The organism is Enterococcus sp. DIV0682 (assembly GCF_051712685.1).
Taxonomy (GTDB): Bacteria; Bacillota; Bacilli; order Lactobacillales; family Enterococcaceae; genus Enterococcus; species Enterococcus faecalis.
This window is the reverse complement of record NZ_JBIOPK010000001.1, coordinates 936,417-958,692: the sequence shown is the minus strand read 5'-3', so window position 1 is coordinate 958,692 and position 22,276 is coordinate 936,417. Positions and strand designations below refer to the sequence as shown.

Sequence of the window (22,276 nt, the reverse complement as noted above, 5' to 3'; positions counted from 1 at the left end):
TAAAAATTGAACATCTTTCTTTTTATTCTTCGACACCTGCGTAATTTGATTGGTATTGCTCTCGAAATTCTTTTGGCGTAATTCCATTTAATTTTTTAAACATTTTTGAAAAGTAGTTGGTATTGTTAAATCCTACTTTTTCTGAAATTTCGTTGATTGTATCATCCGTGTACAATAATAATTTTTGGGCATGCTTGGTACGCACTTGATTCAAATATTGAGAAAAACTCCGCTTGGTTTCTTTTTTGAAAATTTGGCCTAAATAACTAGGGTTCAAATGGAGCTCATCCGCCACCGTTTTTAAGTTTAATTCTTCTAAATAGCCTTGTTCAATTCTTTCTACAGCTTGGCTAACACTTTCTGAATATTTTTTTATTTTAGGTTTATTTTTCACTTCTGCCAAGACTTGCTGCATTAACGCATACAGTGTATTAAGATTGTTGCTGGCTCGAATTTCTTCCACGATTTTTTCATAGTTTTCTTCTAACACAGTTGGATACTGACGGGAAATATCTGAAAAAAGTAAAAAGACTACATAGCGTACATATTCTGGTGTAGCGTGTTGTTGACTTAACTGATTGAAAATGGCATCTAATTCCCGTTGAATGGTCTGCATATCCCCAATCATCAAGGCTTGGTTAAACGCTAGAAAAGTAAAATCTTCTGCCGAACGATTCATTTGTTCTTTTTGATTATTTGGCAGAAATTCTTGATAGAACGTTTCAATTGCTTGCAACTGTTTTACTTTCTCATAACTTTCATAAACCGTTTCCCATTCATTGACAGATTCCCCTACAAAAATCTGACCTTGACCAGCTAGAATCGCTTCAATTTCACGAATAAATAAGAACGCTTCTTGTCTGGCCCCTTTATAGATAAGTAACAATTGGTGGTACGTACTCATCCAACTTTCAATGAATAACAGTTGGCCTTTTTTCATAAATAGTTCCTTGATTGTTTCTAAAAATGACATCTCAGCTTCAACCAATAAAACGGTAAAATCACCTGGTTTTATAGTCGTAAATTGCTGCATTAACTCTTCGTATTCCCCTTCGCTGATTTCATCATTAAGCCAACGCATCAAGCCATTTTCTAGATATAGACGCACGCGGGCATGGGATTTTTTTTGTTGGTCCAATTCTGTTTTAATTCTCTGGATATTGGCTAATAGTTCTTGCTTATTGACTGGTTTCAAAAGATAATCTTGGACCTGCAAAGCCATGCCTTTTTTGACGTAATCAAACTCTTGATAACCTGATAAAATTAAACTAATAAATTGATGTCCTTTTTTCTTTGCTTGCTCAATTAATTCGATCCCACTCATTTCCGGCATCGTAATATCTGTTAATAAAACATCAATGGATTCTGTTTCTAAAAAAGCCAATGCTTCTTGCGCACTACGCGCTGTTTTAACAATTTCAAAGCCTAACTCTTGCCAAGGAATAATCCATTTTAAGCCTTCTAAAATCATATATTCATCATCAACAAACATCACTCGATACATCTTTTCACCCCTTATGCTACAAACGAAAGACGAATTGTCGTCCCTTCTCCTTCTTTCCCTTCAATGGTTAAACCATAACTCTCCCCAAAAAAGCGTTGTAAACGTTCATGAACATTTCTTAATCCAATGGATTGTTCCGTTTCTATTTCTGTTTGATTTAAACGTGCGCGAATTTCCTCTAACCGATTGGCGGTGATTCCTTTTCCATTATCCACAACAGCCACAATAATTTTTTCGCCTTCTCGGTAGGCGTGGACCTTAATAGCATTGTCTTGTCGTTGATAGTCAATACCATGCACAAAATAATTTTCGACAAGCGGCTGAATGATGAACTTAGGAATTTCAACATCAGCAATTGTTTCTTCTATTTCGAACTTATAGGCAAATTGATCGGGATAACGCATTTGATACAAATACACATACTTTTCGCAAAATGAGATTTCCTCTGCCAAGGTCGTGGTTTTTTCTTGGTTAATATTATTCCTAAGTAACGTTGAAAAAGCATAGACAACATCAGCTAGTTCTTCTTGTTGCCGACTCAAGGCATACATGCGAATATATTCCAACGTATTATAAAGAAAATGAGGATTAATTTGCGACTGTAATGCTCTCATGTGGGCATCGCGTTGCTTAATTTCTAAAGTATAAATATCGTGAATGTATTGATCTAAACTGTCTACCATAAAATTAATCGCAGAAGCAATATCATTCAATTCTTCCTGAACTTGATTCGTGTCAATTCGTTCTTTTAAATTGCCATCGCCAATGGCTCGTGTCGCTTCTAAAATTAATTGGACTTGTTGAGAATAGCGTTTAAATAGGCGGTTTAAGCCCACTAATAAAATAACAATCAAAAGTAACCCAATCCCTAAAATGGCCGTATAATTCATAAACAATTGCTGAAATAAGACTCGGCGGCTTGTTAATAAAAGAATGGTACTCCGGCCACTGCTTTCTATTTCCGTAATATCGTAGCGATTATGAAAAACCTGTTGAATGTCACTATCGGTGTGCATTCTTTTATCTAGTTGCCGCTCTTCTTCTTTGGTAAATTGTGCTTTTTCAGAAAAAATTTGATTTCCAGCACTATCATAGATAAACGCATTAATACCTGATTTTTTCAATAAGTCTGCTTGGTTGCCTAGCAACTCTTGACTTGAAAACACAGTGTACAACTCTCCCAGCGGTTGTCCTGTATAAGGATCGGAGATAATTCGCATTAGTTGAAAGCCATGTTTTTTAATTGATGACATATCCATTTTTTTCCCATTTGTAGCTGTGCGATTGGCGAACAAAACCTGATCAAATTCATCTAAGCGAATAATCACTTCTTCTAAGTCAGGAAAGGTGCTAAATAATGTACTTAAATTATTTCCAAAGTGGGTACTGACCCGATCTTCCGACCATTGACTGTAAGTATAGTCAAAATACTCAGGAGGAGAAAGTTCCATATATTTTCGCATGTTTTCAATTTTACTTGCAGAGCCAGCTAATTCATTAATCATATTTGTCGCCGCATTATTTTTATTCGTTACATAGCTGTCAATTTGGGAAACGGCGTTATTTTTTTGTGAATCAATTGATAAGTTAATTGTATAAGTAACATAAACGCACAAAGCAGCCACCGTTAACAAAATAATACTTGTTAACAGTAGACTGTATTTTTGTACTAATCGATTTAATAAATATTTTTTTTTAAACAGTTTTTTGAAGATTCGCTTCATTTTGTTCCAACTTTCCATCAATAAACTGGCGATTTTTGCGCGTGACATAGGCACACCACATCATAATTAAGGCAAACGAAGCAAATAGTAGCAGTCCTTTCATTTTCCAAGTTAAAGCAACGATACTAATTACACCGAATAAGACTTTAAAAAATACACCGAGGTTTAAAAAGATACTGATAAATGAAAGCTTCATTAAATCAATAGTTGAGATAAAATAGCTTCCTTCATATAGTAGCATATAAATGTAAAAAATAACGAGTATTAGGGAAACAAAAAATAAAATAAATGTAATAATTAACCACATTATTCCGGTAAATTGAACGGCTAAATAAATATTATAAAAAACAAATCCTAAAGTGAAGAGAAAAAGTAAAAAATAACAGTTACTTCTTTTAAAATGTGCTTTCCATGATTCAAATGCTCGTTTAACGGTGATTGCTTGATAATTCATGCCCTCTTCCAAAATGAAATCAGTCATCATTTGGAGTGCTGGGCCAACACCAAAAATAATCCCTCCAGCTAAACTAAATAAAACAAACAGTAAATTTAGTTTGATTACTGTCCAGGAAAGGTAAAACAACCGCTGAATCCCTGTACTTTCCATCTTCCTCTTCCTTTCTATTATGTAAAAGGCTGGGCCAAAAGCGCTCAGCTAATGCCTCAGCCTCCTGTGATTATTTTTGAGATTGGATATATTCGTCTAATTGTGTTTGCATTTCTTTTTGAACTTTATCCCAGCCAGCTGTTTTTAGGTCATCCATTAATTTTGGAAGTGTTTCTTCTGGATCAACAGTTCCTGTATTTAAGCTTGCTGCGTAACGATTCATAACTGTAGCAACGTTAGTGATTTCAGTTTTCACTTTATCATTTACAAAAGTAAAACCAAGAATTGGTGAATCTTTTGCTTCTTCGATGCTCTTATCACGTTCTTTAACCATTTCTTCAGTGACAGATTCTTCTGGCCAAATGATTAAGTTGTTTCCTGTGTTCCAAGCACTCAAATGAGTTGTTGGTGTGTAATCTTTCAATAATTTCACGCGATCATCGCCAACTTTTTCATATTGTTTGCCTTCTTCACCATAAACAAGTCCGTTTAACAATTCTGGATTGCTGTTTAATAAGCCTAGCAATTCAACAGCTTTTTCTTTGTTTTTAGACGTGTTTGCAACAACATAGTTAGCCATTTGCGCTTGTGATGTTGTTTTTAATGGTTCTGTTAGTGGGCGAGAAACAAGTGGTTTGCCAGCAGCTTGTGTTAAGATTGTATCACCATAATCCATAGGTCCTTGTGTTTCTTGACGCATGAACCAAGTATTGGTATTTAAGTCATATGGTGTTGTACTTGTAGCAGCATCTGTTGGAATCAAGCCATCTTTATACCATTGATGTAAGACTTTTAAGTTATTAATCATGTCTTTGTCGGCATATTGGTTAATAATTTTTGGTGAGCCAGTATCAGTTGTTTTCACTGCAAATGGATATTGGTTACCAATAGGGAAGTCATAATTACCTGTTGCAAAGAATGTTTGGCCGATAGCAAAAGCAGCAATATTTGGTTCTTTTTTATGGAATTCTTTTAGAACTTCGGTTGCACTTTCATAACTACCATCGACTTTACTAATATCTAAATTGTATTTATCGACATATTCTTTATTAAAAGTTAAAACTTGTTGACCGTAAGAGTTACCTAGAATTGGGAACGCATACAGTTTTCCATTGATCGTATTTCCTTTAATATAGTTATCTGGCAATTGATCATAGGCTTCTTTGGCATATTTAGGTGCTAAATCAGTTAAATCAGCATAGGCGCCTTTTTGTGCATTCGTTGCATAATTTTGTGCTAATGAAATATCATAGCTTTCACCAGAAGCAACGATTGTTGACATTTTTTGGTCCCAATCGCCCCAACCAACAAATTCCATTTTTAATTTTGCCCCAATTTTTTTCTCGATAATCTTATTCGCATTATCGATTAATTGGTCATAATTATCTGGTTTGTCCCCAACACGATACATTAATAACGTTGGTGTACTATCATCACCTTTTGACGCTGCATCTTTTGAAGATTTACCGCACGCGCTTAATCCTACAGCTAAAGCTGCTGCGCCAGCTACGGCTAATCCTTTTTGCCATTTTTTCATTCCTTATTTCCTCCTGTACAATTTTATTCTTTCACGCCGCCGATTGTTAAACCACCCACGAAATATTTTTGGAAGAATGGGTAAGTTAACGCAATTGGTAACGTAGATAAGACAACAATCGCCATTCGAGCCGATTCACTTGGTAGAACGCCTAAGCCTTCTTGTGCTGCTGCACCCATATCCGTACTTCTTGATAAGAACTCTAAGTTGTTTTGAATTTTCATCAATAAATACTGTAATGGTACCAAGGTATCTTTTTGAATGTAAAGTAACGCATTGAACCAATCGTTCCAATAACCCAAAGCCGCAAACAAACTAATTGTGGCAATCCCTGGAACGGCTAGCGGTAACACAATGCTGACAAAAATGCGCATTTCACTTGCGCCATCAATACGTGCTGATTCAATAATACTGTCAGGCACGGTTTTCTTGAAAAACGTTCGCATCACTAAAATATTAAATGGTCCTAAAGCTAAAGGCAAAATTAACGCCCAAATTGTATCTTTCAATTGCAATAAGTTTGTCATTACTAAATAGTTCGCAACCATCCCTGGTGAAAATAACATTGTAATTAAAGCAAACAATGTAAAGAATTTTTTAAACGGAAAGTTGGAACGAGAAATGACATAGGCATATAATGACGTCATTGTTGCATTGACAATCGTCCCTGTCACCGTAATGAAGACCGTTACCCCTAAGGCATGAATAATGCGTTGACTCATTGCCCCTTGGAAAATGTAACGATAGGCCTCCAATGAAAATTCTTTTGGCCAAAACCGATAGCCGTTTGCTGCTAATGATCCTTCACTTGTCAATGAAATCATAATAACAAAGAAAAACGGAACCACACAGGAAATAGCAAAAATAGCAATGACAATATTGAAAATCAAATTCGCTGTCGGGTTGAAGGATCGAACGTTAACGCTAGTGACTTTTTTCTTTTTCATAATCCTTCCTCCTAAAATAGTGCTGAATCTGGTTCAATTCGACGAACAACTAAATTCGCAATTAATAACAAACATGCGCCAACGACAGATTGATATAACGCTGCAGCTGCCGTCATGCCTACATCACCAGTAGCCGTTAAGCCATTGTAAATATAGGTATCTAACACACTTGTCACGTTGTAAAGCGCACCTGAATTTCTTGGTACGATGTAGAACAAACCAAAGTCTGCTCTGAAGATACCGCCGATGTTTAAAATTAATAAAACAGACATCATTGGTAAAATTTGTGGAATCGTAACATTTTTTATTTGTTGCCATTTGTTGGCACCATCTACCATCGCTGCTTCATAGTATGTCGGATCAATCCCCATCACAGAAGCATAGTAGATAATACTGTTGTAGCCTAGACTCTTCCAAACATTTAGGAAGACAAAAATTACTGGCCACCAACGTGGATCTGCATACCAGTTAATCATTGTGCCGCCATTACCAGTAATCCATTGATTCAAAATCCCTTTATCCGGACTTAAAAAGGCATAAACAAAATAGTTAATAACCATCCAAGATAAGAAATATGGTAGCAATGACATCGTGTGATAAACTTTAACCAAGCGACGATTTCTTAATTCACTCATAATAATAGCAAAAGCAATCGCAAAGAATAAGTTAAAGGCTAAAAAGACGACATTGTACAAAATGGTGTTTCTAGTAATTAACCAAGCATCTTTTGACGCAAATAAAAATTTAAAGTTTTCAAAACCAACCCAAGGACTTTCTCTTAGACTAGCTAAGAAACCATCTGGTGAAATATGAAAATCTTTAAATGCGACCACATTGGCTAAGACTGGTATATAGAAGAAAAATATAAACCAGATAAATCCTGGTAACGCCATAAGGATTAAGGCCTTATAACGCCATACATTTTGAAAAAACCCGTTTTTCTTCTTCATTCGTTTCGCTCCTTTCATAAATATAATAGCGTTTTCATAATATCTTTTTAAGGAACAAATTATAGGATTTGAGAAACAAATTATAGATTTTGTGTCATTTAAGGTAAAAATTTGCCGAATTGACCGTTCTTTGTGAAAACGTTTATCTGATATTTTTTTTATAACCTCTTAAGAACATTAAAAATAATTGGATAAATTCCACTCATAAAGCGATTTCACTTGTGCGTATTTGTTGTATAAAAGTTGAGAACTTGATAGTTTCACAAAGGTTATCCTCTAATTATTTTTGAGGAGGACTATTTTTGAATTTTATCCGTAAAAACACTAGAGCAATTCGTTTAATTGTAGTTTATTTTTTTGCAGTTTTAATGCAAGCTGGTTCTTTATTATTACTAGCTATTTCACTACTATTTTTCTATTTGACTTTATGCACACACAATATGTTGGGTTTCTTGTTATAAATCAAAAAGAGTTGGCGACATAGGTCATTTTGACTTATGTTGCCAACTCTTAAATTTTCAGCTAATTAGTCGTTCTAAAACAATCGATTTTGTTTACTCCTCTTTTTCTTTGTTTCTCTTTATAACATAGAGAATTAATACAATTAAGATCAGTCCTACACCCAGATACGCAAATATTTTTTGGACTTTTTCTCCTGTTTTTGGTAAATAGGATGATTTAGACGTTTCTTTCTTGTTTATGGCAATTTCATTTTTACTATTTTTTGTAGGTTTGTTCTGGTCTGTAACAACTTTTTTTGTTTCCTTTTTATTTTTCGCTGGTTCTTCAGGCGTAATGGGCACTTCTGGTTCTTCGGGTGGATTAACTGTGTCATCTACTTTGGCTTTGTTGAGAATTATTTCGCCTGCCTTGGCTTCTTCATTAACGATCACTTTAAAACGAATACTCCGTTCTTTCATATCGGTGATACTTGGGTATTCCTCTGTGATTGTGCCGTTAGCTTCTTTCAAGCTGGTTGGTTTTGGTTCATCACCAACACTTGTTAGGCTATCTTTGACATACGTTAGTCCTTTGGGTAGTTGGTCTGTGATAACTACTTTGTTTAGGACGCCGTTTTCGACAGTGTTGCGGAAGCTAATGGTGTACTCGATAGTTTCGCCTAGTTTTGGTTTAGCGTTATTAACGGTTTTTGTTGCGGTTAGTTTGCCTTCTTTTATTCGAGGTGTGATTGGTTCTTCGGGTGTAATGGGCACCTTTGGTTCTTCTGGTGGATTGACTGTGTCATCTACTTTGGCTTTGTTGAGAATTGTTTCGCCCGCTTTCGCTTCTTCGTTAACAATCACTTTGAAACGAATACTCCGCTCTTTTGTATCAGTGATACTTGGGTATTCCGCCGTGATTATGCCGTTGGTTTCTTTCAAGCTGGTTGGCTTGGGTTCATCACCGACACTTGTTAGGCTATCTTTGACATACGTTAGTCCTTTGGGTAGTTGGTCTGTGATAACTACTTTGTTTAGGACGCCGTTTTCGACAGTGTTGCGGAAGCTGATGGTGTATTCGATAGTTTCGCCTAGTTTTGGTTTGGCGTTATTAACGGTTTTTGTAGCGGTTAATTTGCCTTCTTTTGTTCGAGGTGTGATTGGTTCTTCGGGTGTAATGGGCACCTCTGGTTCTTCTGGTGGATTGACTGTGTCATCTACTTTGGCTTTGTTAAGAATTGTTTCGCCCGCTTTGGCTTCTTCATTAACGATCACTTTGAAGCGAATACTCCGCTCTTTTGTATCAGTGATACTTGGGTATTCCGCTGTGATTGTGCCGTTGATTTCTTTCAAGCTGGTTGGTTTTGGTTCATCACCGACACTTATTAGGCTATCTTTGACATACGTCAGTCCTTTGGGTAGTTGGTCTGTGATAACTACTTTGTTTAGGACGCCATTTTCGATAGTGTTGCGGAAGCTGATGGTGTATTCGATTGCTTCCCCTAGTTTTGGTTTGGCGTTATTAACGGTTTTTGTTGCGGTTAGTTTGCCTTCTTTCGCTTCTGGTACCACCGGCACCTCTGGTTCTTCGGGTGGATTGACTGTGTCATCTACTTTGGCTTTGTTGAGAATTGTTTCGCCTGCCTTCGCTTCTTCGTTAACGGTCACTTTGAAACGAATACTCCGCTCTTTCGTATCGGTGATACTTGGGTATTCCGCTATGATTGTGCCATTGGCTTCTTTCAAGCTGGTTGGTTTTGGTTCATCACCAACACTTGTTAGGCTATCTTTGACATACGTTAGTCCTTTGGGTAGTTGGTCTGTGATAACTACTTTGTTTAGGACGCCGTTTTCGATGGTATTGCGGAAGCTAATTGTGTACTCGATAGTTTCGCCTAGTTTTGGTTTAGCGTTATTAACGGTTTTTGTTGCTGTTAATTTGCCTTCTTTCGCTTCTGGTACCACCGGCACCTCTGGTTCTTCGGGCGGATTAACTGTGTCATCTACTTTGGCTTTGTTGAGAATTGTTTCGCCCGCTTTCGCTTCTTCGTTAACGATCACTTTGAAACGAATACTCCGTTCTTTCATATCGGTGATACTTGGGTATTCTGCTGTGATTGTGCCATTGGCTTCTGTCAAGCTGGTTGGTTTTGGTTCATCTCCAACACTTGTTAGGCTATCTTTGACATACGTCAGCCCTTTTGGTAGTTGGTCTGTGATAACTACTTTGTTTAGGACACCATTTTCGATGGTGTTGCGGAAACTGATTGTGTACTCGATTTCTTCCCCTAGTTTTGGTTTAGAGTTATTAACGGTTTTTGTAACGGTTAATTTGCCAGTTACTTGTTCGTCCGCAATTTTCGCTTCTACTATATTAGAAGTTTCGTTGACTTTTGCAGATGTTAAAATATCTACTGCCTCAACTGTTGCGCTATTAGGCACTAATTCATTTGCTTTTGCTCGTTCATTTATCTGCGCTTTAAATTCGTAAATTGTTTCAGCTGTATCAGCTTTGTAGCTACCTCCTTGTGTAGCAGTTGCACCATTGCCGACACGGACTATAATTTGTTTATTGGTTTCATCATATTCAGCTTGATCATCGCCTGAAGCATCCGTTTTTTCACCAGAATTTGGTCCACTAATAACTTTTAAAGAGCCTGGCAAATAATTTAAGCGACCATCTAGTGCATCCTTCGAGACTGAATTTATCGCTTCTGAATCAGTTTTTGTATTTTTTAGTGAGACACGATACGTGATCGTTTCACCAACTTTGTAAGTTTCTTTTGGTTCCACAATTTCTTTCTTAATTTCAAATTCAGGCGTTTCTGCGTTTACAGCAAAACCAATCGCATTCGTAGAATAATCGTCACCACTACTTGTTGTTCTAAAATTAATTTGGTTTTGTCCAGCATTTAAAACACCTTCGGGAATTGCCATACGATCGATATCAATATCTAAAAAATTAGGATGATCCGGCGCAAATTTTCCTGGATACTTATCTACCATATGTTCATCGTTATCTGTCACAGTTGCGTTCATAGCATTATTAACTGGATTGAGCGTGTTCGAAATATTTACCCAAATTCCTGCGCTATTTTTAATTTGTGCGTTGTCTCCAGTCCAGTATTTATCTCCTTGAACAGTAAACCAGGTCACAATTGGATCAAGATTTCCTTGTTTTGCTGTTAAAAAGTTGCTCATAGTAAATTCATTATTGGTTCCAGCAGCATTACCACGTGCTCCATAGTAAATACTAAAAGCTCTTGACTTACTTGCCTGATCCTTTGTAACAACAAACAAACTCCAACCACTAAAGTTATAATATTGATATTGACCATTTAAACTACTTGTCATAGGAATATCTGCCAACCTATAACTCCCTGTCGCACTTTTATCCCCTTGTAAAATTGAAGTTACATCTGCATAATTAGAAAATCCAGTGTTATTGTACCCGAAACGTTGTCCTGGGTTTGTTGCATCTTGATCGATACGATGGTACCTTTGGGGCGAAACACGCTGTACGGTTCCATTTGGTGTAGTAAATTGAACTGGTGCACTAATTTCTTCATCAGAAAGATTTGTTCCGTAAGCAGGGCCTTTATATCTAGATGCACTCCAAAATAAGCCCGCCCAAGCAATCTCTTTTGCACCATTTAAATCAATATAAGCCCGACTAGAGTTATACGTATTTGGATCATTGTCAACATCTGCAAATTCTAAAGGAAAATTGTTAATTGCATAACCACTACTTGCTCCTCGTGTGTTTAAAAATGTTTGCGCAGCCGCCGTACTTTCATTCGCAATTTTTAAGTTGGTATTTCCCGTTGAAAAAAGTTCTCCTTTATGAACGCTTTGATAAATCGGTGTATTAAACCCCCGACCAGGTGTTGGTGGCACTAACGGACCAGTAGGTTGCGCCTTTAATGGAGGTTGCTCAGGACTTTCGGTAGCCTGCGTTAGTGCAGTCTCTTGAATACTTTCTGTCGCCTTTCCTGCTTCAGGCTTTGTTTCGTTACTAGTAGTTCCGGTTATTTCATTTGTAGAAGAGGCTGTTTCGCTTGCCTGATTTTCTACTTTTGTTTCTGAAGTTTCCTGTTTTTCCTTCGAAACAAACTCTTTATCTGCTAGCATATCTTTACTAGGTAAATCAATTACTAGTGTCCCTTTTTCATTATCTTCTATTAGTACGCTGACCAATAACTTGCTCGACGCTTTTGTAGTTATTTGCCCATTTATGGTAATCTTTCTTGTCGAATTTGGTTGAAGGTTAAGCAGTTTAATATCGGTTGTTTGATCTTTCTCATTTGTTTCAACCTTTGCTTGTTCTTCTAAAGACGTAGGTCCTCGCTCTTCGCTTAAAGTATCTAATACAAATTTGATTGGACTATCATTGTTATTTTTTTGTTTTAAAATGAGATTTTTGATTGGTACATCTCGTGTATTTGTTATTTCGTAAGTGACCGTTTTAATATCTTCTTGAGACGATGTATCTTCTATTTTCCCTATTACTTTGAGCCCGTCTTTTTCAACAGTATTCTCAGCATCACTTGTTACTTCTTGAGCAAATGCGTTCATCATTGGTAACAAATTTAAAATAAACAGCATGGTAATCATAAGGTAACTCACAAAATTTTTAACTGCTTTATTCATTTACATTCTCCTTCGTTCTTTTCATTTACTTAAATAAATCATCTTCAAACAACTTTTACAATTACTAATTGTTTCTCAATATCCACCTCCATAAAATACTTTTCAACCTTCAATTCTTTCTTTATTTAGCTACAACAACTTTTTTTAACGTACGATTTTCCGTTTCTCCTTATAATCAAAAAGTAACACATTATATTAGCTAAAAAAAGAAAAAAACCCGATATTTCAACAAAAAATAGCGAATTAAATAACACGTTTTATATGAAGCAAATATATTGACTTTCCCTAAAAAAATACAAACATAGGTAAGTTCTAGCTTTAAGAGTAATTTTTTTATTGTTTTCCCTTTAATAACATTCGTTCTAAATTGTTTTAAAAACTAAAACTTTTTTCATGTAATTTTCATTACATTTACCAAAAAAAGAAACTAGCTTAGCTACATTTGCTATTGCTAGTTCCTTTTTTTAATTGTTTTACTTTTCCCCTAAAATTTCAATCCAACCATAATAATATTCAATATATTGATTTTCCTCTTCTAGTTGTGTCAAGATATGCTCCCCGACAACGATGCCTGTTTCAAATCCTTGTTTTGCTAAACGCTTTTTTACTTCTTCGATATTATTCAAACGGGTATCTTGTGTATTGACTTTTAAAATAAAGCCTTTGTATTGGCTACTTGATTCTTTGAGCCAAATCACTTTGTCTAAACTTTTTTTATTCACATGATTTGCCAAACAAATCCCATACGTCAGTTCATTGGATTCACTTAAATCCCCGTAAATACCTAAAGTTGAAATGTGTTCCATGTAAACTTTCATCTCTTCTGGATCCTCAATGTCAACAACAACAATTTTATCAAAAGGAATTGGTTCATCTGAAAAAACCAATGTTTCTAAATCAATTAACGCGTGTAAATGTAATTTTCTTTTCTTAATTTCTTTGTATTTATGTTGAAGCCTTTTTATTTCTTGCCCCAGTTGTTCTTCTGTTGCTTCCATGGTGGCATAGAGATCGGTAGGAGTCTTTTTATATAAATTCAACATATCTTTGATAGGAATCCCCATTTTTCGATAAAAATCAATATCATATATTTTGAACAAATCTTCTAAATCAAAGGTTCGATATCCGTTTTCTTCATTGCGTGTTGTACTAATCAACCCTTGCTCGTCCCAATAACGAATCGTGGACTTAGGGATATTTAACAACTCAGAAACATCTTTTATTGTGTAATTTTTTTCCATACTGTTCCCTCCATCAAAAAGTTTAGCATTTCTACTGTTGACATTCAAGTTACTTGAACGTGTACAATGACTCTTTGTAACAGCTAAAACGGTATTGTTTAAGGAGGAAATTTCATGAAATTAATGAAAGAGTTTATTAAAGAAAATAAATGGATTGTTCTTGCGACAACTTTAACCATCTGTTTGCAAATCGCAGGAACCCTTGGCGTCCCTAAATTAGTTGGCAAGTTGATTGATGTGGGCATCGTTAGCGGTGACCAACAAGTAATTAAAACGATTGGCATACAAATGTTTCTTGTGGCATTCATTGGAACAATTGCCGCAATTATTTCTAGCTATTTGTCTGCTTTAGTAGCTGCTAAGTTTGGTTTTCAAGTTAGAGGATTGTTCTTTAAAAAATTTCAACAATTCTCGATGAAAAATGTTGATAAATTTGGTTCAAATTCTTTGCTAACTAGAATGACCAACGATGTAGACAATGTTCAAACAATGATTGTGCTGTTTTGCCAATTAATCTTTCCAGCGCCTATTATTAGTTTATTTGCCTTAGTGATGACATTTTCTTATTCAGTTTCACTCGCTTGGGTAACATTGGCTTCCATCGTATTTTACTTAGTCGTTGTTTATTTTTTAATGAAAAAAGGTACCCCTTTATCTTTAAAAATTCAACCAAAAATGGATCGAATTACTACGACTTTACGAGAGTTCTTTACTGGAATTAATATGATTCGTGCGTTCAATAATCAAGACTTTGAAGAGCAGCGAACCAATCAAACATTTAAAAATTATGCTGAACGCATGAGTAAAGTGAATCAAATCTTTGCTTGGATTACTCCCGTTGCCTTTTTATTAATGGGCGTTGTGTACGCCTCTATTTTGTGGTTTGGCGGTAATTTAGTTGCAGTAGGCACCCTACAAATTGGCACCGTTACAGCTGTGATTGAATATACGCTTCTAACTTTGGCCTACTTAATGATTGCGGCTATGGTATTAGTTGTCATTCCACGGTCCGTTGCTTCCTTGAATCGCTTGCAAGAAGTTTTGTCAGAAGAAATTGAAATTAGCGATCCTAATACTGAAGCAACCATTGCTTATCATCCTGAGAAAGCCTTGATTTGCTTCGATCACGTCACGTTTCAATACACAGAAACAGCTGATCCTGTTTTAGAAAATGTTAGTTTTGTCATCCCTAAAGGAAAAACAACGGCGATTGTTGGGGCAACTGGCGCTGGTAAAAGTACTTTAGTTAAGTTACTTTTACGAATAAATGAGGTCACAGCCGGCACGATTAGCTATTCTGGCACAGATATCCGCTCATTATCTCAGCAAACGATTCGCCAAGTCATCAGTTATGTGCCACAAAAAGCCTTTCTTTTCAGTGGGACAATCTTATCAAACTTATTAATGGGAAATGCCAAAGCAACTACAGAAGAAATAAGAACGGCACTAGAAATTTCACAATCTTCTGAATTTATCGATTCCTTACCACAAGGGATTGAAAGTTTCGTAGCACAAGGCGGGTCCAACTATTCTGGTGGTCAAAAACAAAGAATGTGTATTGCACGAGCCTTAATCAAACCGGCAGACGTTTATATTTTCGATGATAGCTTTTCCGCATTAGATTACAAAACTGACGCCGCTCTACGTGCCGCTTTACATGCACAAATGTCGGACAAAACTTTACTCATTGTTGCTCAACGGTTAAGTACAATCATGAACGCTGACAATATTATCGTCCTAGATGAAGGAAGGATTGTTGGTCAAGGCACCCACGCTGATTTACTTACCACTAATAGCTATTACCAAGACTTTGCTAAATCGCAAGGTATCTTACCCAAGTAACTAAAGAAAGGATGTGACTGCTTGAAAGAAAGTTTTCTTTTCAAGCCATACAATGAAAAAAACAATGAATCTTCAAAGCTTTAAACGTTTCTGGAAAATGATTAAACCTGAGCATCCAATCTTTTATGGTCTAATGATCTGCAGTTTAATTGGAAACTTATTAATTGTTGCCATGACCTATATTATGGCAATCGGGATTGATAACCTCTTAGAAGCTATCAAGCGTGTCGGGCTCAAAGGCATGACACTTCCTTTAGTTGAAGAAGCACTCTTAGGTCCCGTCTTACTTTTAATTCTCTTTTCAATCATTAGTAGTATCACTTCTTTTATTCAGGAACGAGCAATGGCTTCTTTAAGCGAACGGGTTACTTTAAGAATTAGAAAAGAAGTGACAAAAAAGTTTAAAACTTTACCAATGGCCTTCTTTGACAATCACCAAGTGGGCGATATCATTAGTCGTTCAACAACTGGCTTAAACCAATTGTCACAAGTTCTTTTAACAGGCATCAACCAATTTTTCACTTCCGTCGTGACTATCCTTTTTGCAGGAATTATGTTGTTCTATATTGATGCAAAATTAACCATTTTAGTGTTGCTCCTAATTGGCGGCAGTACTTTCATGACGACAAAAATCGCGAATAAAAACAAGGTGTTTGCTGATCAAAGTCAAGCTGAATTAGGTCAATTAAATAATAAGATGGAAGAATATTTAGCAGGAAATTTGGTCACAAAAACCTTTAATCAACAGCAAAATGCTGAAAAAACAATTGATGCTGTTAATCAACAACATTATCGTGCCTTTAAAAAAGCACAGTTTCTAAATTTTGCGATTTATCCAGCTATTCGTTTTATCAATCAGTTGGCTTTTATTATTAGTGCTATCTTAGGCGCAATGCTCGTTTTATCTGGTGGTATTACGATTGGTTTCTTGCAAGCATATTTGCAATATATCAACCAAATTTCTGAGCCGATTTCTACCGCTTCTTATGTCATTAACTCAATTCAAGCAGCGATGGCTTCCATTGATCGGATTTTTGTTATCTTAGATGAAGCTGATGAACAGCCAGAAGCAACTCATTTAGAAACTATTTCTTCTCCTAAAGGAGCCATTGAATTTAAAAATGTTCAATTTGGCTACACACCAGAAAAAATTTTAATGAAGAATGTTGATTTTTCTGTTCAACCGAAAAAAACAGTGGCCATTGTGGGACCCACCGGCGCTGGTAAAACAACATTAGTTAACTTATTAATGCGTTTCTATGAAATAAATCAAGGCGCCATTACTTTTGATGGGATTGATATTACGAAACTTTCTCGACAAAATCTAAGAAATTTATTTGGCATGGTTTTACAAAACACTTGGCTATTTGAAGGAACCGTAGCAGATAATATTGCCTATGGAAAAAAAGATGCTTCTCGTGAAGAAATAATTGAAGCAGCTAAAATTGCTCAATGTGATCATTTTATTCGGACCCTTCCTCAAGGATATGACACAATTATTTCTAGCGAAAATGGTGCATTATCACAAGGGCAACAACAGTTATTAACCATCGCCCGAATCATTTTAGCAAATCCGCCCGTTGTTATTCTCGATGAAGCAACTTCGAGTGTGGACACACGAACAGAAGCCCATATTCAAAAAGCGATGGAAACTGTCACAGAAAATCGAACAAGCTTCGTTATCGCTCATCGATTATCTACGATTGAAAATGCTGATTTAATTTTAGTGATGAAAAATGGCGATATTATTGAAAAAGGAACGCATCAGGAACTATTACAAGCTCCGACTCTTTACGCCAGCTTATATAATAGTCAATTTCAAACCACTTAAAAAGAACTGGAACAAGTCATTCTTCTTTTGACTTGTTCCAGTTCTTTTATTGCTTAGAAATATTGAATTCCCATCGCTTTTTTGACTTCTGTTAAGGTTTGTGCTGCCACTTTTTCAGCAGCAAGACTTCCTTTATGCAACATTTCCATAATCGCTTCTGGATTTTTAGCCAGCTCTTCACGACGTCGACGAATCGGTGCGAGTTCTTCTTCTAGGACATCAATTAAGTAACGTTTAATTTTCACATCTCCTAAACCGCCATGACGATAGTGCTCTTTTAATTCTTCAATATATTCTTTCTCTTTCCCAAAGACATCCAAGTAAGTAAAGACCATATTTCCTTCAACTTGTCCTGGGTCCTCTATACGAATATGATTTGGATCGGTATACATACTCATTACTTTTTTCTGTACCACTTCAGCTGGATCTGAAAGATAAATACCATTGCCTAAAGACTTACTCATTTTTCCGTTGCCATCAATTCCTGGCAAGCGTCCCATGCCTTTTGGCGGTAACACAGCTTCCGGTCTAACTAAAACTTCACCGTACGTCTGATTAAAACTATGCACAATTTCTTGCGCTTGTTCCAACATTGGTTTTTGGTCTTCCCCAACTGGGACTAAGTTCGCTTGAAAGGCAGTAATATCAGCAGCTTGTGAAACGGGATAAATAAAGAATCCTGTCGGAACACCTTCCCCAAATTTTTTTTGCTCAATTTCTGCTTTGACCGTTGGATTCCGACGTACACGTGACGTGGTCACTAAATTTAGATAGTACATTGTTAATTCAGCTAACTGTGGAATTTGCGATTGGATAAAAATTGTTGTTTTCGTAGGGTCTAAACCAACTGCTAAATAGTCCAAAGCAACTTCTAAAACATTGGCTGAAACTTTTTCGGGATTTTTTGCATTATCTGTCAATGCTTGTAAATCTGCAATCATGACAAATAATTGATTTGTAGGGTCTGCTTGCATTTCTACTCGTTTTTTTAAGGAACCTACGTAATGTCCTAGGTGCAATTTACCAGTTGGACGATCACCTGTTAAGATAGTATTCATTGTCTACACACCTTTATCGTTTACTTTCATTTATTATTTTACCTTGTTTTAAAAAGAATGAATAGTAGGCAATAGAATATTTATTGATTCTAGATAATCGAAGAGACTAGAAAGATTGCAAGGTACAGCAATTCTTGTTCCAGTCTCTTCAAACAGTTTATTTATTTTGTGACTTTAATTGAAAATTGTGCAGTCACTATCGGCAAAACTTTGCTTGTTACTTTGATTTGATAATTTCCTGCAGCAGTCGTTGCTTCTGTCCTAATCAGACCGTTTTCATCTACACTTACTGTATTGCCAGCATCTGGTGTAACCAACTCATACGTTACTTGTGAGCTCCAAACATCCGTTTCTGTGTGCGGCGCTTGACCAATCACTTTAGATTGAATTTGATAATTTTCGCCTGATTTTATAGTAGCTGTTTCTGTAGCGAATTGAATTCTTTCAGGAATCGCATGAGTTTGCACGACTTGGAAGATTTTTCGTTCATCAGGATTTGCAATTCCTATTTTTTCTTCTACTGCAGCAGGGAACTGGTAAGTACCTGGCGGGCTACTTGGCGAATAATTACTAACATCGTCATCCCAAGAAATAACCTTCAATTTCGTTTCGCTACCATCATCTAATTCTGCAATTACTTCAGTTGGCAAATTCAGTTCGCCTCGCGAGGTGCCTGTTAGTCGATCCAGCGTAGGCAATTCCTTGAATCCAACAATATGTTTAGCGGTGACTTTTACATTGGCAATAATTGGCATTGAGACACCTGCTGCTCGTCCTACAACAGTGAATGTTCCTTCTTTTTGATAAGAAGATGCTGGAACTTCTGACCAATTGACAGTCACTTCTCGTTGTGAACCATCCGAATAAAAAATAGTTGTTTTTTCTGGTAGATTAGGGGCTTGACCCGCTTCTGTCGTGACCTCAATCGACTCATGTTTGACTTCGAAAACATTCGATAAAACAATTTTAGGAGCTAAACTATCCTCTGTTAGCTGTTGACCAGTTGGCAAGGTCAATTTGCCTGCTAAAAAGTCTTGATAGGCCTTTTGTGCGCCTTCTTTTGAAAAAGCATCAAACCCAGCATTATCAGAATCATAACCAGGCAAACGACTGTCTGTAATCGCTAATAAGAAACTTAACTTGGCTGGAATTTTCTCACCACTTTGAATTAGCTTTCGTAGATAGTTACTAATATCAATAGAGATTGTATTTTGATTATTCATAATTGAACTATTTGTAAAAGATTGTCGAGCAATAACTTCTTCATTTGGTACATTTAAATTATTTGGACCATTATTCCAAGTAATGGTGTTACTCATCCAATTAGTATCTGTTCCATAAACATCTACTTGGAACTGCGTATTTTTCAAACGTTCATCATTTGTATTGCCAGCACCATTCCACGCATCATAACGCATCACATTTAATTCTAAATTGGCACTTTTTAGTGATTGATAGTTCTTCAATTCTTGTGTATCAATTTCAACGTAAATCCGGCGATTATACCCTGCAGAACTAGCATTTTTTAATTTTAATGCGTAATTGCCCGTATAGTTTACTCCATAAGGATATTTATAGGCGTCTCCTGAACTAATGGCAGCGGTACCGCCTGCTATAGCAGAGTATGCTCGGTTACCATCACTCTTTTGAACATAGGCAGTTTGAGCTGTTTTTAGTTTAACGGTGTCTTTTCCTTCACCAAGTTCACCCTCAAAAGAGACCTTGGCTGTTACTTTGACAGCATCTATCGGTAAGCCGATAACTGTTGCTGCAACTTCAACTGTACCTGCTGTATTAATTTTTTCTTGAGGGATTGCTTCCCATTGTAACTTAAATTCTTTTTTGCCTGTCGCAACCACTTCTTCATTAACGACTTCTTCGTACGTTAATTCAACTTGCTCTGGCAAATTAGGATACACACCTGTTGCCGAACTAATTTCTAACACTTGATTTTGATAACGAATACTTTTTTCAATTGTGGATGCTTGTTGCGCACCAATATCTAAAACTTTATTTTTCAAGCTATTTCCAAAGAAGTCTTCGGCCGCACTGTTCACTTCCGACAAGCCTTTACCAATCGCTGGAGAGGTTTCTTTTAATTGGAACATTTGTGCTCGCTGACGTAAGCGTTCTTTGGAAGTAAATTCAACCACATTATCTTTTGTTGGTTTCATTGTCGTAAATTCTTGCTCTGCCAACTCTTTCACTTTTTCAGGGTTATCTGTGATTTCTAATTGTGGTTTTTCAAAAATGTTTCCACTTGATACTAATTTTTCAACAGTTGCACCACTTTTTTCTGTAGCAATTTCTTTTGGCCAAATAACATTATTTTTGAAATATTTTTCTGGATTATCGACCATTTTACGTTCAATTGGTTGTGTCCCATTTGTTGGATAATTAGATAAGAATTTTAATTGTCCGGTACCTTCTTTGTATAAAATATTATTGTAAAAATTGGCTACTGTACCACTGTTGTCAGAACTATTTCCTTCACCAAATAATGACGTTGAAATGCCGTCGCCAACATAAATCGTATTATTGTGGATAGTTGGCATTGCCGCTCCATCATTTTTCACCCAATAATGGAAAATGCTTTGTTCTTTATAATTGTAGCCACCAGCTCCGCCTGGATTATCTTTACCTGTTCCTCGGTTACCACCGCCGTCATTAGCTGAGATATTGTAACGAATAACCGAATTTTTTTGATCAGACATAAGCAATAAAAAGCCGCCAGTATTATGATGTGAATAGTTATATTGATAAATAACATTGTTTGACTGCATGTCCACATCATAAGCTTCAGCATCGTTAAATCCATATTTGATTCCGTATACTTCGTTATATTGGAACAGTCCGTCATCTACAGACATTGCCCAAACGCCCGCGTAATTTTGTGTACCATAATCGGCATTGCACATTCGGACAGCAACATTTCCTTCGACGACACCGCCACTTTTGGCTTCTGACAAGACAATTCCGTCGCCAGCAATATCTTCTAAATAGTTATTACGAATCGTAATATTAGAAAACGTTTTGTAGAAAGTGTTGCCTCTTGAGGTATCTGAATCAGCTTTTGTTCGAATTCCTTCAAGTCCCACTCGTTGAATCACATTATTTTCAATCAAAATATCATTAAATCCAGTCGTTGTTCGATGATCATTAGCTGCCGTTACTACATTGCCATTCTCATCAAACCAACTTCCTAAAACAATAATTCCACCTACCGCTTTTAATCGTTTGGTTGCAGTATTCCCACTTAGATTCAAATAATATTCTGTTTGAACATCATGAACATAGTTATTCCTTATCGTGACACTATTGAACGTTCGATTTTGTTCATATCCTAGGACTAATATCCCCGCTCTTTGAGCATCTCCTGGTTTCTTATAGCCTTCGAGATTATCTAGCTCTGGTGTATTTGTCACTTCTAAGTTTGAAATATCCCAATATTCTTGGTTCACTAACTGCACGGCCCCTGAGATTGCACGTTTGAAAGTCCCTGTGCTGTAGGTGCCACCACCGTTAATAATCGGACGCCGTGTGGTTTCAAAAATGGTTTCTCCTTTGTCATTCGTATCATAAAAATCAATGACAATCTTTTGTGCCGCTGTCCCATTCCCTTTTGGATGCAACAATTGGTTATTCCAGGTACTTTGCGCATTCAACAGAAGATGGTCGCCTGGCTGAAACTCCGTCTGATTCACTTTTTCAAAATCACGCCAAGCACTGGCTGGAGACTGCCCATCATTGGCATTATTTCCTCCTTCCCCATCCACATAGTAGGTCGTCCCATTTTGAGCGACACCTACTGAACGAAAAAGTAATGGTTGATCACTCACTGTTTCCCCATAAGCAGGAAGACTAAATAATTGAAGCTGGGAAAAAACAAGCAAAATAGAAAGGAAAATGGTTACACTTTTAAAATACGCTTTTTTTCTCATTTTC

At 36.5% G+C, this 22,276-nt stretch carries 12 protein-coding genes; 2 read left to right on the top strand and 10 right to left on the bottom strand.

Annotation, left to right across the window (positions count from 1 at the left end; genetic code table 11):
• Window positions 1-22 precede the first annotated feature (22 nt).
• The 8 genes from IGK96_RS04625 to IGK96_RS04590 form a co-directional block, all read right to left on the bottom strand.
• A complete protein-coding gene (locus IGK96_RS04625) occupies window positions 23-1,504 on the bottom strand; it encodes a response regulator transcription factor (RefSeq protein WP_085443023.1) in 1,482 nt (493 codons plus the stop codon).
• Between the two features lie 11 nt (window positions 1,505-1,515).
• Window positions 1,516-3,246 (bottom strand): sensor histidine kinase, encoded by a 1,731-nt coding sequence (locus IGK96_RS04620; protein WP_049798603.1) that lies wholly within the window; start codon window positions 3,244-3,246, stop codon window positions 1,516-1,518.
• On the bottom strand, window positions 3,200-3,835 hold the full coding sequence (locus tag IGK96_RS04615; protein WP_002362905.1) for a YesL family protein: 636 nt from the start codon (window positions 3,833-3,835) through the stop codon (window positions 3,200-3,202). Before IGK96_RS04615 ends, IGK96_RS04620 begins: the two co-directional genes overlap by 47 nt.
• A 70-nt stretch (window positions 3,836-3,905) precedes the next feature.
• Window positions 3,906-5,372, bottom strand: coding sequence for an ABC transporter substrate-binding protein (locus tag IGK96_RS04610; protein WP_002359878.1), 1,467 nt, complete (start codon window positions 5,370-5,372; stop codon window positions 3,906-3,908).
• Between the two features lie 23 nt (window positions 5,373-5,395).
• Window positions 5,396-6,319 (bottom strand): carbohydrate ABC transporter permease, encoded by a 924-nt coding sequence (locus tag IGK96_RS04605; protein ID WP_002359877.1) that lies wholly within the window; start codon window positions 6,317-6,319, stop codon window positions 5,396-5,398.
• Between the two features lie 11 nt (window positions 6,320-6,330).
• Window positions 6,331-7,287, bottom strand: coding sequence for an ABC transporter permease (locus IGK96_RS04600; protein ID WP_002356852.1), 957 nt, complete (start codon window positions 7,285-7,287; stop codon window positions 6,331-6,333).
• 536 nt (window positions 7,288-7,823) lie between these two features.
• Window positions 7,824-12,359, bottom strand: coding sequence for an isopeptide-forming domain-containing fimbrial protein (locus IGK96_RS04595; protein WP_438755891.1), 4,536 nt, complete (start codon window positions 12,357-12,359; stop codon window positions 7,824-7,826).
• A 473-nt stretch (window positions 12,360-12,832) separates the two neighbouring features.
• On the bottom strand, window positions 12,833-13,648 hold the full coding sequence (locus IGK96_RS04590) for a MerR family transcriptional regulator (RefSeq protein ID WP_002383586.1): 816 nt from the start codon (window positions 13,646-13,648) through the stop codon (window positions 12,833-12,835).
• Window positions 13,649-13,714: 66 nt separating this feature from the next.
• On the opposite strand from IGK96_RS04590, the gene IGK96_RS04585 reads away from it, so the two are divergent.
• Window positions 13,715-15,442 (top strand): ABC transporter ATP-binding protein, encoded by a 1,728-nt coding sequence (locus tag IGK96_RS04585; protein ID WP_014862226.1) that lies wholly within the window; start codon window positions 13,715-13,717, stop codon window positions 15,440-15,442.
• Window positions 15,443-15,494: 52 nt separating this feature from the next.
• Complete coding sequence (locus IGK96_RS04580; protein ID WP_002374418.1) at window positions 15,495-17,273, top strand: ABC transporter ATP-binding protein; 1,779 nt, start codon at window positions 15,495-15,497, stop codon at window positions 17,271-17,273.
• Window positions 17,274-17,326: 53 nt separating this feature from the next.
• On the opposite strand, the gene trpS is transcribed toward IGK96_RS04580, so the two are convergent.
• A complete protein-coding gene (gene trpS / locus IGK96_RS04575; protein ID WP_002356846.1) occupies window positions 17,327-18,331 on the bottom strand; it encodes a tryptophan--tRNA ligase in 1,005 nt (334 codons plus the stop codon).
• 161 nt (window positions 18,332-18,492) lie between these two features.
• Window positions 18,493-22,272 (bottom strand): Ig-like domain-containing protein, encoded by a 3,780-nt coding sequence (locus IGK96_RS04570; RefSeq protein WP_113851243.1) that lies wholly within the window; start codon window positions 22,270-22,272, stop codon window positions 18,493-18,495.
• Between the last annotated feature and the right edge of the window lie 4 nt (window positions 22,273-22,276).